14 protein-coding genes are annotated in these 15028 nt (G+C 52.2%); 7 read left to right on the top strand and 7 right to left on the bottom strand.

What is annotated here, in order from left to right; translation table 11 throughout:
* Positions 1-353: 353 nt before the first annotated feature.
* On the top strand, positions 354-1424 hold the full coding sequence (locus HG66A1_RS01185) for a hypothetical protein (protein WP_145180068.1): 1071 nt from the start codon (positions 354-356) through the stop codon (positions 1422-1424).
* Positions 1425-1596: 172 nt separating this feature from the next.
* Positions 1597-2217 carry an RdgB/HAM1 family non-canonical purine NTP pyrophosphatase gene (rdgB, locus tag HG66A1_RS01180; RefSeq protein WP_145180066.1) on the top strand — a complete coding sequence of 207 codons (621 nt, stop codon included), beginning with the start codon at positions 1597-1599 and terminating at the stop codon, positions 2215-2217.
* Positions 2218-2260: 43 nt separating this feature from the next.
* On the opposite strand, the gene HG66A1_RS01175 is transcribed toward rdgB, so the two are convergent.
* The 4 genes from HG66A1_RS01175 to HG66A1_RS01160 form a co-directional block, all read right to left on the bottom strand.
* Complete coding sequence (locus HG66A1_RS01175; protein WP_145180064.1) at positions 2261-2920, bottom strand: CvpA family protein; 660 nt, start codon at positions 2918-2920, stop codon at positions 2261-2263.
* A 75-nt stretch (positions 2921-2995) separates the two neighbouring features.
* Positions 2996-4810 (bottom strand): GspE/PulE family protein, encoded by a 1815-nt coding sequence (locus HG66A1_RS01170; protein ID WP_232106731.1) that lies wholly within the window; start codon positions 4808-4810, stop codon positions 2996-2998.
* A 487-nt stretch (positions 4811-5297) separates the two neighbouring features.
* Positions 5298-9155 (bottom strand): PVC-type heme-binding CxxCH protein, encoded by a 3858-nt coding sequence (locus HG66A1_RS01165; protein WP_197996936.1) that lies wholly within the window; start codon positions 9153-9155, stop codon positions 5298-5300.
* 328 nt (positions 9156-9483) lie between these two features.
* Complete coding sequence (locus HG66A1_RS01160; protein WP_145180062.1) at positions 9484-10116, bottom strand: hypothetical protein; 633 nt, start codon at positions 10114-10116, stop codon at positions 9484-9486.
* A gap of 255 nt (positions 10117-10371) precedes the next feature.
* Here HG66A1_RS01160 and HG66A1_RS01155 point away from each other — a divergent pair, with 255 nt between their 5' ends.
* From HG66A1_RS01155 to HG66A1_RS01135, 5 genes are all read left to right on the top strand, one after another.
* Complete coding sequence (locus tag HG66A1_RS01155; RefSeq protein ID WP_145180060.1) at positions 10372-10923, top strand: hypothetical protein; 552 nt, start codon at positions 10372-10374, stop codon at positions 10921-10923.
* 70 nt (positions 10924-10993) lie between these two features.
* Positions 10994-11224, top strand: a complete 231-nt coding sequence (locus tag HG66A1_RS01150) for a hypothetical protein (protein ID WP_197996935.1) — start codon at positions 10994-10996, stop codon at positions 11222-11224.
* Positions 11225-11319: 95 nt separating this feature from the next.
* Positions 11320-11841, top strand: a complete 522-nt coding sequence (locus HG66A1_RS01145; protein ID WP_145180058.1) for a hypothetical protein — start codon at positions 11320-11322, stop codon at positions 11839-11841.
* 93 nt (positions 11842-11934) lie between these two features.
* On the top strand, positions 11935-12372 hold the full coding sequence (locus tag HG66A1_RS01140; RefSeq protein ID WP_145180056.1) for a hypothetical protein: 438 nt from the start codon (positions 11935-11937) through the stop codon (positions 12370-12372).
* 181 nt (positions 12373-12553) lie between these two features.
* Complete coding sequence (locus HG66A1_RS01135; RefSeq protein WP_145180054.1) at positions 12554-12967, top strand: hypothetical protein; 414 nt, start codon at positions 12554-12556, stop codon at positions 12965-12967.
* A gap of 342 nt (positions 12968-13309) precedes the next feature.
* Here the strand turns inward: HG66A1_RS01135 and HG66A1_RS01130 are convergent, their stop codons facing one another.
* From HG66A1_RS01130 to HG66A1_RS01120, 3 genes are all read right to left on the bottom strand, one after another.
* The gene (locus tag HG66A1_RS01130; protein WP_145180052.1) at positions 13310-13546 is read right to left on the bottom strand and encodes a type II toxin-antitoxin system ParD family antitoxin; all 237 of its coding nucleotides are present in this window, start codon (positions 13544-13546) and stop codon (positions 13310-13312) included.
* A gap of 101 nt (positions 13547-13647) precedes the next feature.
* A complete protein-coding gene (locus HG66A1_RS01125) occupies positions 13648-13965 on the bottom strand; it encodes a DMT family transporter (RefSeq protein ID WP_145035713.1) in 318 nt (105 codons plus the stop codon).
* A 174-nt stretch (positions 13966-14139) separates the two neighbouring features.
* Complete coding sequence (locus tag HG66A1_RS01120) at positions 14140-14355, bottom strand: hypothetical protein (RefSeq protein ID WP_145180050.1); 216 nt, start codon at positions 14353-14355, stop codon at positions 14140-14142.
* Between the last annotated feature and the right edge of the window lie 673 nt (positions 14356-15028).

The following is a 15028-nucleotide window of genomic DNA, read 5'->3' as shown; positions in this document are numbered from 1 at the left end:
AAGACGCCGCCACAGTGAGGTTCTGAGTCCCTCACCCTCCACCTTATCTTATTATCTTGTTTACACTTAGATTATATGTTTCTTCGGGCAGGCAGGGGAATCTTTTTCTGACTTTGTGAGTGAAATCCCGCTGATTCTCTCAAGAACCAGCCCCCTGTGAGACGAGAGAAATCAGCTCTGGACTCAATTTTGCAGAACTGCTAGACTCCCCCGCACATGTCTGAGTCATCTCAACATCTTCACGACCAAAGTCTGTAACACGGGTACCGATTCGCGCTCAGGATGCAGTGGAATCTCCGCCCGCTAGCCTTAAAATTCCAACCGGTTCGGACGCTTTCAGAAGGGATACTGATATGCGGACCACGCAACTGCTTAGCAAAAGCCTGATCATTTTACTCACCGCTATTGTCTTTTCGACAGCTGTCATGCCGGAAGCGCACGCACGGATTGAAGCTGAGAAAGGCAAGAAGTACAAGCTTACCAAACGGCATGGGCCCTGGATGATCATGGTCGCCAGCCTGCGTGATATTCCTGAAAGCAGGCGTTCCAAAGGGTTGTCCGCCCAGGAAGCAGCCGACGAACTGGTCTTCGAACTGCGTAAACGGGGAATTCCCGCTTATACCTTCAGCCAGGAAGCTGTTATCCAACGCTTCAACACGCTGGATCGTCTCGGCCGGGAAGAACGCCGCAGCTACGCTGCCCAGCGGGCCATGATCTCCGTGATCGCCGGTAACTATTCCGACAGCGAAGACGATGTCGCTCAGAAAACTCTGAAGTACATCAAGAACTTCCATCCTAAAGTCATCACCGAAAACGGCGTTTATAAAAAGACTCCCGGCCAGCCCGGACCGTTAAGCGGTGCGTTCCTCACGATCAATCCGCTGCTCTCTCCACAGGAAGTTGCTCAGCGGAAACAGGATCCACTGATCGCCAAACTGAACTCGGGTATCGAATACTCGCTGCTGAAGAATCAGGGTAAATATTCGCTGGTCGTGGCTTCGTTCTACGGTAACTCCGTCACCCAGACCGCGACTTCCCGCTTTCAAAATGCCAATGATACTCTGAAAGTCAGCAACGCCCTGGACCGGGCTGCCGAAAATGCCTGGTCACTGGCCAAAGCATTACGTAACGCGAAAAGCTATGGCTTCCCTGCGGGTGCCCCCCGAAATATCGATGCGTACGTTTTACACGAAAAGTACCGTTCCATTGTGACCGTCGGTTCGTTTGACTCTGCCGACGATCCCCGGATCAAGGAATACGCTAAACTCTTCGGCTCCAAAATGAAGCCGCATCCGGAAACCGGTGTGGAGACCATGACTGCGGAATACTTCGTGATTCCCGGCAGCACCCCCTCTGCACCACCGTCGGCTTCCTGGGTCTTCGATCCCAAACCGATGCTGATGCAGACCCCCAAGTCCCGCTAACAAAACAACGGATAATCGATTCATCCTGTTGCCTTCCCTCTGTCAGTCAGGCCTGCTAAAGTGCCAGACATCGGGAAGGCTTCTTTTTGCGCAGTGGTTCACAGCGACCGCAGGCAGAATGAGCCGGACAACGTTTTCTTCTTCCGTTTCAGCAGTGAAATCCAGCTCATTCATGTCTCACTACCCACGCATCGTGCTCGCCAGTCGTAACCAGAAAAAAGCAGGCGAAATCGCCGAACTGCTCGAACCGCATGGTATCGAAGTTCAGAGTGTCGCCGACTTTCCCCAGGCGCAGGAGGTCGTTGAAGACGGCCATTCCTTCGCAGAGAACGCTGCCAAGAAAGCATCCGAAACCGCACAGGCAATCTCCGAGTGGACCATCGGCGAAGACAGCGGGCTGATGATCGACGCGTTAGACGGAGCGCCCGGAATCTATTCGGCCCGCTATAGTGGGGAGAATGCGACCGACGAAAAAAACAACGCCAAAATGCTGGAGGAACTCAAAGATGTTCCCCTGCCCGAACGGACCGCCGCCTACATCTGTAACGTGGCCCTCTCCAATCCCCAGGGGGAGATTTGCCTGCAGGTCGAAGCCCGTTGTCGGGGACGAATGACAGACGAAGCACGCGGCGAAAACGGCTTCGGCTACGATCCTTATTTCGAGATCATCGAGCTGCACAAAACGTTCGGCGAGCTGGCCCCCATCGTCAAGCAGCACCTTAGCCACCGCGCACGAGCTTTTGAACGCTTCATACCGCAGCTGGTCGACCTCTTCCATAAACTGGATGATTAAGACCCCGCACCGTTTAGATCACGCTCAGCCCGGAAGCCTCGGGCTAGAACGAGCGATCTGCTTTATCTTTGGAGACCGGCGGCGGAGCAACAGCCCCCGTCCCACTGGCCCGGCGTGAAGCGTAGCGAATCGGAAATGAAGGCCAGACCCGATTCTGATGATTCGGCAGCGGGTACTCGGGACCATCGAAGATATGCCCCAGGGCACCGTTCCGCATCGACTTCTCAGACACGTACTGGGTGAAACCCAGCCACTGGCGGTCGGGGGCAACCACTCCAAACAGGTTCTGACGTTCTGGAGTAAAACCGATAAATTCTCGCGGCAATGCCGTAGTATGCAGGGCAGTCAACAGAAACGCCATTGTGATGTAACCGGTGAGTGCTGCGAAACCCCAGCGACCAATCTCGTGCACCAGGGGATGGACCTGCATGTACGCAGGCGCAATCCGTACGGTCACCTCGCGAAACAGGAATATGAATCCGACAAACAACCCGATCAGCGCAATACTGTCCCACCGCTGTTGCCAGGCACCAGAGCCAATCACATTGCCGGACATGAACGTGGCCAGCGGTTCAAAGAAATTCATTGCCAGCAGCCCGGACAACAGCACGGAGACAAAAATGAACCCCGCTCCCCAGGCGCCTTCGCTGGCAACACACCAGGTTACAATTCCCAGAATCGCCAGCAAGAGAATATCAATCATGGTTATAAATCCAAACTGAACTGAATCGCGTTTCAACGGGCACTCAACCCGGGATCAACCTCTGCTCGTCGAAGATCACTTCACGACACGCAGTAATTCATCAATCGAGGTAATGCCTTTGACTACCAGCCGCAGGCCTTCTTCTTTCATATACAGCATCCCGTTCTTACGGGCCTGTGCTTTCAACTGGGACATGCCGGCATCGTCGCGAATCATATCCCGCATCCGCTCGTTGAATTCCAGCAGCTCCACCACGCTGATACGTCCGAAGTAGCCCAGACCGCCGCAGGTCGGACAGACAATCTCCGGATTCTTCGGCTGACGATAAAAACTTTTTACCTTATCCGGCGGCAGATTCGCCTTTTTCAGGAACTCCGGATTGGGCTGATACGCCTCTTTACAGTCCGGACACAGACGTCGCGCCAGACGCTGAGCCAACAGTGCCGACAGCGAACTGGCCAGCATGAACGGCTCGACTTCCAGGTCGATCAGACGGTACAAAGCGGTAAAGGTATCGTTGGCGTGAACCGTGGAGAACACCATGTGACCGGTATTCGCGGCCTGACAGGCAATTCGCGCGGTTTCGGCATCTCGAATTTCGCCGATCATGACTACGTCCGGGTCCTGACGCAGAATACTCCGCAGCGACTCGGCAAAGGTCTGGCCGGCTTTCTGGTTGATTTCAATCTGCGAAACATTCTCAATCCGGTATTCCACCGGGTCTTCAATGGTAATGATGTTTCGCTGGTAAGGGTCAATTTCGTGCAAAGCGGCATACAAGGTCGTCGATTTACCGGCACCGGTAGGACCACAGCAGAGGAACAGGCCGTGCGGCTGCTTGACAATTGAGCTCATCTTGTCGACGATCTGTTTCCGCAGCCCCAGTTCCGAAAGTGAAGCGATTGAGTTCGTCTGGTCCAGAATACGCAGACTCATCTTTTCGCCGTAACGGGTCCCCTGGCTGGCAAGACGAAAATCGATCTCCCGGTCTGGCATGATCGCACGGAAACTACCATCCTGGGGACGACGTTTCTCCGTGATGTCCATGGCACCAAGCACTTTGAAAATATTCAGTACCGCTTCACCAATCGAACGGTCAAAGCCTTCGGTGGGATACATCACCCCGTCGATACGCAGGCGGACCCCGTATTCATCCTCTTTCGGCTCCAGGTGCACGTCGGTGGCGCGACGCATGATCGCATCGTGAATCAGCTCTTTCGCTGCCAGGAACCCACGCGAATTCTCCACCCGACGCGAACTGCTGGGATCGTCACCCCGCCCCGTCGCTGATTTCCCGATAAAACGGATATCGGGCCCCATCGCGGCTTCCTGGGTCTTCTTGCCCCCCACGCGGATTCCCATCCGTGCGAGGTAACGTAAAGTCAGCTTGCGAATATGATCGGGCGTCATCACCTTGCTGGAAGCAGGCACTTTGGCATTCCGCTCATTGATATAGAACCCCAGCGGCGCCGCATAGGCGGCTGCCAGAACCAGAAAACCGACAATGAAATTCGGCATACAGAACACCAGCAGAAATCCGAGCGCACCGGCTACCAGAATCAGCGAACTCCAGAATTCCGTGTTACACTTCAACGCCCTGCTGTCATCGTCCACCCAGTAAGATGTTTTCGCCCACAACAGAAACAGCAGGCAGACAAACAGCATCTTCCAGAAGTTGAAATAAAACCCCTGCGAGGAGGTCGCAGGCCCGTTGCCCCTGAAGAACCGGATCGGGATCGGGGGATACTTTCCTACCTGCCCTGTATTCGCAGGTGTCCGCGCTGCAGAATCGTTCCCGTTATCGCCCTCGACAACGGGTTGAGCCTGCAACTCTGCCGAGACGCATAACACGCTCAACAGAATCAATAAATATGCCCAGAAAGATTTCACGCTGTTGCACCTCAAAACCGGGACTGATCCTGCGACAGGAAAGACCCGAATATCTGGCCTGAAATAATGCTAAAATGAGATACGATAGGGACTTGAATTTAGTCAAAAAGTAATGCGGAAGGAACAACATTCTCCACTTTTTAACAGTGAGATCCGTTTTTTCCCTGCTTTACCGTCAGATGTGCCTGTTTTTCGCCTCCATGCAATACAAGTATATACCACACATACTAACGGCAGTCACCCGAAAAAGAAAAGGTAAAAACAGGATGCACAGCGCCCAAATTCCACAAACTCAGACAATCAGTGGAACGATCTTTCGCTAAGCGGCCCTTTCACGCGAACGAATCCGCCAGACAGCCGGTTCATCGCAATCTTCATAAAACCCGTCAATCCAATAAAAACCCCTGATCTGAAGACCCAGACCAGGGGAGAAATCATCTAATCATATTGAGCACCACAGCGGCAGAAAAGTTCCGCCTTTTCAGCCTTATCGACCGAAAATCGCGCCCTGATGCAGGTGGAGCGTCCCTTCCCCTTCCAGGCCCACGCGGACGAATTTCGCACGTGTCCCTTCGGGCAGATCGATGGTCCACTCGGGCTGCACTTTCTCAGCCGTCCAGACCTTCTCGAAATTCGTCCCGTCAGAAGAGATCCACACCGTCAGACCTGCGGCCCGCTCCTGCAGTCCCTTCCGGTTCTTCAACCAGATCGAACGGATTTCAGAATCGTCCTTCAGCCGAATCGTGACGTAAGGCGACTCGGAATCCAGATCGGAATGGAACGCGAAATCAAACCGCTCCGCCGGAACGTCGGTCAGAAACAGATACGCGTCCTTGTTCCAGGTCTCGTTCCCGAACTTACCGCCAAACTTGAGAGCAGCATCGCGGGAGATCTCTTTGAAGCCATTCTTCTTCCGCAGCTTGACTGTTTTCTGCTTCGCACTGATCCAGCCCTCCTGATCCTCTACTGCGGCGATCTGCCGCTGCCGGGAAAGATAGGCCACCAGGTCCAGAAACTCGATCGGGGCAATCGTCTTGATCAATCCCTCGGGCATTGAACTCGACTTCATCGGCTTACGCAGTTCGATGTCGTCTTTGAGAATGTCGATCTTCTTCCCCTTCGCCAGACCGAGCGAAATCATTTTCTCGTCTTCGGCCAGGATGAAGCCAGTATGCACTTCACCTTCGATCGTCACAATCGCGACCGTCTCGAAACCTTTGGAAATTTTATCATTGGGCATCAGGATCGAAGTCATCATCTCGATCTTGCTCACCCGCTGACCAATGTCGCTCAGGTCAGGACCGAACTTCTTACCAAGGTCACCCACCATATGACAGGCAGAACAGACCTGCTTGAACACGCCTTCGCCCCGCTCGTAATTACCGCCACTCATCTTGGCCAGATCACGAATCGCAGCTTTACGTTTGCTGTCCGAGGCTTCCTCGGAACCGGCAATCTCCAGCGGTTTCACAGCCGCTCCGCCCGGTCCGGTCATCTTCTTATAACGGTCGAGATATTTCTTCGCGGCCGTGGATGAACCTTCCAGGAAATCGGGCTTCGATTCCGCCACTTCCCAGGCCGGCTTCAACGCATGCAGCGTGTGCTCCAGCGTGTAATCGATCCAGTAATCCATCTCATGATTGGCAGCCTGCAGCGCCAGTTGAGTCGCTTCTACGGTTCCGAAGAAGCTCAGACCACGGACGGCTTCCATTCGTACCCGCGGGTTCGGGTCGTTAACGGCTTTCGCCAGGTATTCTTTCAACTGCGGCTGACGATCCTTTTCATTGACCAGCGTATGAATCGCGGCAGCACGTGCCTGGTAGACATCGCTCGCCAGAATCCGATCGACCAGTTTGGTATCCACGGCACGGAAGCTCTCCTGCAGCCACATCGCTTCGCAGAGCTGCTTCGGATCATCCACACCTTCGACCCACTTGTTCACAGCCGCCAGAACCTGGTCCCGATCACGGTCCCACAATTCGCGACGGGCACGATAACGGGTCCGCAGTTCGTAGGCGTTCAACTGCTCCAACAGTTCTTCAATCGACTTATCGGCTTGTGTCACCGGCTTGAGCAGCGGTTTCTTCGTATTGACCAGACGATAAACGCGGCCATGCTTGTGATCGCGGTTCGGGTCACGCTGTGAGTACTGCATGTGACCAATCAATGCGTTACACCAGTCTCCAAACCAGACCGCGCCATCAGGACCGATCTTCGGATCGACAGGACGGAAAATCATGTCGGTCGAAGACAGCAGGTCTTCCACGCGTTCCCCTTCGAAACCCGAACCATCTTTCTGATCACGAAGATTGAATCGCGGCATGCCGTGCATGTTGATCACGCAGGCATAGATGAACTGGCCCTGCACGTCTTCCGGCAGATGACGCGAAATCAGGAATTCGTTACCCACCGCGGGACGCATTCCCTGGTTATCGAAGTTAGGCTCCAGCGTACGCCGCGTGTTGACCTCCAGACCGGAGAGCGGACTCGTCCAGTGCTGCTTGGCGTTGGTTCCGTCACCAACCATCCCGTTACCCCACTGATCGAATACCAGGCACCACGGGTTTCCGTAGCCGGGCGTGCGGAAGTGACGGAATTTCAACGTACGGGGATCCAGCGTATAACAGCCGGCGGTGTCCTTGTTGCGGAAGGCACCATAAGGTGTTTCCAGCGTCGTCGACAGCGAAACCCCTTCCAGCATGTGTAACAGACCGCCGTTCGAATATTCCCAGGCACCCACTGTATGGTGCGTGTCATCGGTCGCAATCCCGTCGACAATCTGCTGGACCACATCGGCCTTGTCGTCGCCATCGGTGTCTTTCAGGAACAGAATTCGCGGCTCATCAACTACCAGTACGCCGCCGTTCCAGAATTCAAATCCGGTCGGGCAGATCAGTTTGTCGTAGAACGTAGTACAATTATCGGCTTTACCGTCGCCGTTGGTATCTTCAAAAATCAGCAGGCGGTCACTGGGTCTCCCTGCACCGGGCATCCACTGTGGATAGTTCGCCATGCAGGAAACCCACAGACGGCCCTTGTTATCGAAGGCAATCTGGTTCGGATTCGCCAGTTCGGGATACTCCCGCTCGGATGCGAACAGCTCGACCTTGAACCCTTCGGGAACGGTCATCATCTCGATCGACTCTTCCGGCGTCGGATACTTCAGCTCTTTCGGCTCGCGCATTTCGCGGAAGCGTTCATCGCGGCTGCCGAACATCGTTTCGGGAATGAAAACTTCACCCGTCTTCGAATCGTCCGGCTGATCGGGTACTTCGCCCCCCGCAGCCATCTCCCAGATATAGCGGTCACGCACGGCGACCATCTTACGAATCTTCTGATATTCGCCCGGAAATGTTTCCATGTCCCAGGTACGGCGGCCCCCATAGACATACCAGCCATTCAGCATCCGGTAGTCCTGTGCGTGGAACCACGATTTGTCATTCACCCATTTGAGGATCTCATTGAACTTCGACGTCCCCATCCCCAGTGGATGCTCTGAGACGAACAGGCTGCCGTCCAGCAGCTGACCAATGACCCGGTAACCCTGCTCATTCGCATGCGCTCCGTTAACCGTATACTGGTTACCCGGCTTTGCACCGAATTTGGCTTTCGTTTCCGTAAACAGGTCGACGAAACGGTGACCGTCTTCTTCCGCCAGCTCTTTGATGGCAGCCGTATAAGCGGCCAGGTTCTTGTTCTCTTCTTCACCGGAAGGCTGCAGCGGATCGCCCGTCGATTCAAAGGCAATCGGGCTGATCAGCACAAACCGCGGCTGTTTGCCATCTTTGGTGAAACGCTTTGTCTGTTCGGCGATGTAGTTCCGGTAGTTCTGCTTGAAGGCGTCCAGGCTCTCTTTCGAATCCCCGGCGAACGATTCGTTGAAACCGAAGAAACAGAAAAACGTTTCCGGTCCGAAGACTTCCAGCGGATCATCGATCGTGGTGTAGTTACTCGGACGCTGCTGAATTCCCACTTCATCTGCAGGCCAGCCGAAGTTCCGGAAGATGATTTCCTTCTCGGGGTACCGGGTCTGCATCAGGGTCTCGAACTGCCCGAACAGATTCATCCGTTCTGCCAGCGCGTTTCCGACCGCCACGATGCGTTCGTTTTTCTTGAGTTCAAAAGGTTTGTCGGCCCTTACTGTCGAATGCAGATTGCACAGAATCAGAGCGGCAATTACCAGACAAAGTCGCATTCCATCTTCCTTTTCAGTTTGATTAGCTTCGTGGGGAGTGGTACCGTTTTTACTACGATACGAGGCGGGAAATCGTTTCCGATATTTCAGAAACTTTGTAGTAGAGCGAGTACGCCAGACGCGGAGCAGTGGTCGCCCGCGTCTCAACATCCAGGCGTTTTCTTCCACAATAGCGAGCCCTGCAGGGGACCGTCAATTGAGTCTCTGCACTTGTTCTAATCTGAAACCCAGAAACGAGTTGGGGCCGATTAATCTCTCCTGAACCCCCTGGTCTGTCATCCATCTCTACTAACATCCTGTAATCAAGATACTTATGTCATATATATACAAACTTAAGAAAATCGGTCGTCCCGCCAGGAACCCACTCCGGATTTTTTTGAGATAATTTTCCCGGACTCCGTCCGTCATCATGAGACAGGTCGCCTCCCACGTCCATCATCACTGATGAGCTTTGTGCACGACTGACCATCACCTGTTTTCACTGAAAAGATTGCCCTTGATCGGCGTCTCCCGAATCATAAATTGTCGCAAATGTGCTTTGCGCGCGAGGCGGATGATCCGAGCACTGGAACACCGCCCACCAGTGACCCAGCAGCACCTGAATCGCCGTCGATTTCCCCCGGTTTTCACCGACACAAACTGAACCGGTTCCCATTGTTCCGTATAATTTCAAATCATTTCGGAGCACTCTCACAGCATTTGAGTGACCACTCACCCCCATCTCAAAGGAACTCGCAACAAACTCAAAACCCGAATCCCCCTTGACCCCCACACGCCGTTCAACAAAATCCAACATCAACATCACCACCCCCAATAAAAATAAGCAGCAAGGCATCAGCCACCGGTATCCATACTTAAAAATCAGAATCGTCCCATTGCTAACCAGCGTCAAAGCAGAAAAAGAAATTAGCCGCAGGGCATTAGCCCCGGTTGAAACGAGTTTGGTATAAAACATCCGAATGAAGAAACATGTTCTATGATATTCCACGAACAGAATCGGGTGAGCCCGAATGCAATTCAAGCCGAGCGCAGCGAGCAGGAGGACACAACGCATCACCAGCCAGCCACCACACAACGACCTCCTGTCGCCTGCAGCACTACCGGATTTCATCCACTCCCCCTTTTATTCGAATTTCCCGCCCCCCTCTTTCGTGCTTTTCGTGTCTTTCGTGGTAGATCAACTCAGCGTCTTCCGAGAAAACCAATCCCCCATTTTACAAAAAAGAAACTCACCCCCGTAGCTGAAAATCGTTAAGCTGTAGGAAAGCGCACTCTCCTGGTGATGCCGACACGCTGTAAGCAGATGGCAACTTCCTTTAGAACCCGTACCCCATCTCAAGGATTCTGATGTCTGAGGCTGTGACCGATGTTCGACAGTAAGAAACTCCCGCAACTTATGTATGCGCTGCATACAATAATCGTTCAAATGAAATCGGAAGCGACTCAAACGAATCACAGGGAACTCGCGGATTTCTTGAAGACTTTTGAAGACCTCCCCCTTCTTCTAGCGAGTAATCAAGATGAAACAGAGGCCATTCGGCAGCTCATCATCAATGCCGTACAGGTAGACTGCATGAGCACCAGGGCATTGGACGCATTTGACGAAGAGGAACCACCTTTATTGAAGTTGGGTCAGATCGAGAGGGATGCCATGATCAGAGAAGATAAATACCGGCATGCCATGTATGCGCTTCACGTATTTTTTGTCTCGATGGAAAACAATGCAGGTATGGCTGGTGACAGGAGAATGTCAACCGCCTTTGACTATCTCGAAATCATCCCGGAATACATTCTGGAGAAAGCCGACAAAACGGAAAGCATTCGAGAACTGATCAAAGATCTGGTCAATTTATATCCCAATTGTTCTAAAGCCCTGGAGTTATTGGATCAGGAGACTCCTCCCATTTCTGAACAGTAAAACACAGGTTGCAAACTGTGACAGCAGCGCCGGCACTTTACACCTCAACTATTTAGTAGGAAGAACCCCCATGGTCTTTCAGGCATTCAACCCCGACGACGAGGAATCGTTCGACAAAATGCGCGATCTCTTCAGCCCGGCGCAGGTAGACCAGTCCGTCCGTCAGGCACTGATGTTGTGCTGGATGATGCTCCCTGATGACAAACGCAACATCCACGAACTGGAACAGCAGTTCCGCCGCATCGTCGACCGCGCACTGCAAAACCTCCGCGAAGACGGCCAGGCCTTCGGAGGTAAATGATCTTGCATCGAAACGCCAGAAAGGCTGCATCCCCAGGACTTCACCATCAGAACCATTGAAACTAACCCTGTTAAATTACTCCCCGGGAATAAAGCATGCCCATTATTTCGCTACATCTTCGATCAAAGAGACTGGAAGTCTTGAAAATTGGTTTGCGCGAATTGAGCCTGGGGGAAGTAGTTGATCAGCAGTTAGCATATCGCTGCCATACTTCAGACTTATACTGCTATGCGTCGAGTGAGACGGGCGGTCCCCTGCCGGCCACCTGGGATGGGGAATCGGCTCCAGAGATTGTTCCTCTCTGGGAATGTGAGCTCAGTCTGCTGGCTCTTCGGGACAAAGAATTCGTGGAAATTGACTATGATGATCTGGAGGATTTGACAGTAATCGCGCGAAGCGAACAGGGCATTCTGGCTTATCTGTTTTTCTATCTCGTTGAGGACCTCGGTGGCGCACAACACCTTAAGCAGGGAAATCATGAATCTGAATCTCTATTGCGACTCAACAGTCAATTACAGTTCAAACATTTAGAGGATATCATCGATTTTCAACGCCGATCCGGCTCAGAAATCAATTGCCACGATCTGCTGCTGAACTACACACGGTCTATCCTCTGATCAGTTCCCATGTTTTACTGGGGTTCACACAACGAGGACCAAAAGGAGCAGTCCTGAAGCGAAGCGCATTGAATGCAAACCGGGAAATCAACTATGACAGACAATTTTGACTACGAAGGTTATCGCAGGACACACAGGGCACAACTGCAGGAGAAATTTCGATCTCCCGATTTCGCTGCGTTTGCAGCGTATTATGGAGCTAAGGTCCCCAACGGGCTGAAGTCGCTTTATGAATGTAAAGACTTGCTGGCACAAGTCACCCCTGTCGAAATTACTGACGCCAGGGGCATCCTCGAGATTCGGGGGTTCTTCCCCCTGACACAGGAATGGATCCAGGCAAACTCCTGTTACCACGGGAAATACTTTTGCTTCGGATCAGGATTGGAAGTGGAATCATTTCTGATTTCGATTTCACGTCCCGAGCGGATCTTTGTTGATCACAATAGTGATGGGACTGATATTGAAGAAATACCTCAGATGAGTTTCGAGAAGATCTTGAACCAGACTATGAAACTCTGTCAGCAACTTTAATCTGAGAGGAGCAGGCCCAACTCGTATGAGTAATCAAAAAACGTATCGTGATTGCCACTCTGGAAAAACGGATTGTCAACGAAATTGCTTTTGATGACAGGTTTTCCAGAGCACTTCGGGGTAAGCGCAACAAACAGGAAAGGTTTAAAATAGTTCTATGACAGGCTTTCACAATACGTTTATGACTTTTGCCAACGGTAGTTGTGAGCCTGATCAGTGGAAGAAATATTTTCAGGATTACAAACCGGAAATCTGGGATGCGGAAGGAGATGGGGTTTTAACTTATCGATCTGAAGCTGACAAAGATTATTCGCTTGTCATTATACATTGGTCAGATTTTGGATTTCTGCTGCAACTGACCTGTGATAATTTAAAGACGAATTGTCCTGAATATTGCTGCTTTTCTCTGCGCGACAAAAACAGGCTTGCTGAATTTACAGAATTAGATGACTTGACGTATCCAGTCGGTTGTTTTCTATCTGCTGACGATGCCTGGTTAGCAGTCGAAGATTTTTTAAATCATCCAGAAGAGCCTTCACCACGAATTCAGTGGATCGAGGATGAGCAAATCGAATGGCCCGAAAGCATCTTGTGAAGCAATGACATGAATCTGGAACGGAATGGTGATCACCAAAATCGAAAAGTTCTATAGGAGTCAGATCCAGCTGTAAGCCCCGATTGAATTTCGGTCCGCGTTAGGTGCCACTTTTGGCTTACTATTTAGACCGGACACCAACACCAACTGAGCGGCAAGGCGCTAGCCGCCGGTAATATTCTCCAGCGCGGATCCCAATTACCGGTGGCTAGCGCCATTCCGCTCAAATTAACCGGGTATCCCCGAATGCAATTCGGGGTGATCGCAGCGAACAGGAGGTCGCAGAGCACTCATGAGAACATCAGAAAAACACAACACAGCAAAACCGAAAGCCAATCATTATTAACAATACGATTCCAGCTCTGAAACGATTGCATCGATATCAAGGGGCATCACCCGGCCTTCTCTCTCGGCTTCCAGAGACTGCTGAATCTGCTGCTTCAGCTCGGCCTGTCTCTGCTTCAACTCCCGAAAGACCTCCAGCGCTTCTGTAACCAGGGCGCTTTCATCTTCATAATGACCGCTGGCCATTTCTTCTTCGATGAACTTGAGAATCTCTGGGGGATAACCGGTTGACATGACTGTCTCCTGACTGGGAAAGTAGCGATCACATGATCATACCATGAAGTTTGCTGAGATGTCAAAAAGAGAATCTCTGCTTGCAGGATACCGCCCGCCACTCACGAAGCCGAAAGCTTCAACCCCAGCACGCCACCCACGATCAACACCAGACAGAGCCCGCGCCAAATCGTGACCGGTTCACCAAACAGGAAGGCACTCAGCACCGCCGTCCCTAATGCGCCGATCCCCGTCCAGACCGCGTAACCGGTGCCCACTGGAATCGTGCGGACCGCCAGGGCCAGCAGGAACATGCTCGCCGCCATCATGCCGATGGTCAGCACACTGGGCCACAACCGTGTGAAACCATCCGTGTATTTCATCCCGACCGCCCAGCCGATCTCCAGCACCGCCGCCACAAAAAGAATCACCCATGCCATAACGCACCTGTCACTGCTGTGGCAGGGTCGTCCCCGCCGACGGGAAAAACATGCAGGTCGTCCTGCAATGGGAATGTTCCCGGCATTATACGCCCCACATCCGCCAGGACAAGCGGCCCTCTGCCCGGCTTGCTCAGGAATGATAAAGCTGAACACCGGTCATCAACCAGAGCTTTATTGATCGCCAGGAAAGAAGATCTGATCGAGACGCGTGACTAAACTTTTATCGTACCGCAGCAGAATTACCGGCCACAATCTCTCTTTGGAATCAACGTGCACCTCCGAGATACCGGCAGTCATGACCAGATTCATTTTTTCTCGATCATTGAAAATAACAATCGCGTCGTAGCAGGGAGGCGCAAATTGGGGGAGCGTCCCAGGCGGAAACATTTGAGACTCTTCATCTTCACTGAGACGCGCGGACCGCAAATGAGTCCACAACTGATTGGCCAGCTTTTCATCAATTTCGATCCACTGACGATTCGCCTTGGGGGGCTCTCTATTTTGCTCATCAGTATGGTTTCAATCTGAGGCTGCTTGAATTCAGAGGGCAGCGCAAGAAAGCCGGTTTCCTCTTCCTCAGACTGCTCCGCCGCTGCCTTGACGGGTTCCTGTGCGGAATGCTCTCCCCAAAACAGGGCGGCAACACAAATGAATAAGATTGAGAACCCTGAAATATATCGATTCCGGTAGCGTCCATAACTCAACAACATCGTTCCTCCTTGAGAACAGACTGTGATTTTTCTTTCATCCAGAAACCGGAGTAAGGCGAGCATTCTACGTACACAACAGGGTTCAGGTCCATATGAATAGATGCCGGGACTGATCATCCCCTGTTACACTTCACATCACACCGCAGCAAACCAGCAGTACAGACTCATAACCCCAGAGAGTAAGACACCACGAAAATAATCTCCACAGGAAACCCGAATTCACCCCCTTGACAGAAATAGACAGATCTGTATACTTTGATTATTCAGACACGCGACCACTGCAAAGACAAACCAGCCGCAGGACATTCGACCCGGTCAGATGTCTTTAGCGATATTCGTGCATTATATGA

The organism is Gimesia chilikensis (genome assembly GCF_007744075.1).
In the GTDB taxonomy this organism is placed as follows: domain Bacteria; phylum Planctomycetota; class Planctomycetia; order Planctomycetales; family Planctomycetaceae; genus Gimesia; species Gimesia chilikensis_A.
The sequence above is the reverse complement of the archived record's forward strand: the minus strand, read 5'-3'. Positions and strand labels throughout refer to the sequence as shown.

Excerpts from the sequence above, each read along its gene's own strand:
- HG66A1_RS01185 (WP_145180068.1), top strand. The coding sequence starts at position 354 with ATGCGGACCACGCAACTGCTTAGCAAAAGCCTGATCATTTTACTCACC.
- rdgB (WP_145180066.1), top strand. The coding sequence starts at position 1,597 with ATGTCTCACTACCCACGCATCGTGCTCGCCAGTCGTAACCAGAAAAAA.
- HG66A1_RS01175 (WP_145180064.1), bottom strand. The coding sequence starts at position 2,920 with ATGATTGATATTCTCTTGCTGGCGATTCTGGGAATTGTAACCTGGTGT.
- HG66A1_RS01165 (WP_197996936.1), bottom strand. The coding sequence starts at position 9,155 with ATGTTGAGACGCGGGCGACCACTGCTCCGCGTCTGGCGTACTCGCTCT.
- HG66A1_RS01160 (WP_145180062.1), bottom strand. The coding sequence starts at position 10,116 with ATGAAATCCGGTAGTGCTGCAGGCGACAGGAGGTCGTTGTGTGGTGGC.
- HG66A1_RS01155 (WP_145180060.1), top strand. The coding sequence starts at position 10,372 with ATGTTCGACAGTAAGAAACTCCCGCAACTTATGTATGCGCTGCATACA.
- HG66A1_RS01150 (WP_197996935.1), top strand. The coding sequence starts at position 10,994 with ATGGTCTTTCAGGCATTCAACCCCGACGACGAGGAATCGTTCGACAAA.
- HG66A1_RS01145 (WP_145180058.1), top strand. The coding sequence starts at position 11,320 with ATGCCCATTATTTCGCTACATCTTCGATCAAAGAGACTGGAAGTCTTG.
- HG66A1_RS01140 (WP_145180056.1), top strand. The coding sequence starts at position 11,935 with ATGACAGACAATTTTGACTACGAAGGTTATCGCAGGACACACAGGGCA.
- HG66A1_RS01135 (WP_145180054.1), top strand. The coding sequence starts at position 12,554 with ATGACTTTTGCCAACGGTAGTTGTGAGCCTGATCAGTGGAAGAAATAT.
- HG66A1_RS01130 (WP_145180052.1), bottom strand. The coding sequence starts at position 13,546 with ATGTCAACCGGTTATCCCCCAGAGATTCTCAAGTTCATCGAAGAAGAA.
- HG66A1_RS01125 (WP_145035713.1), bottom strand. The coding sequence starts at position 13,965 with ATGGCATGGGTGATTCTTTTTGTGGCGGCGGTGCTGGAGATCGGCTGG.
- HG66A1_RS01120 (WP_145180050.1), bottom strand. The coding sequence starts at position 14,355 with ATGTTTCCGCCTGGGACGCTCCCCCAATTTGCGCCTCCCTGCTACGAC.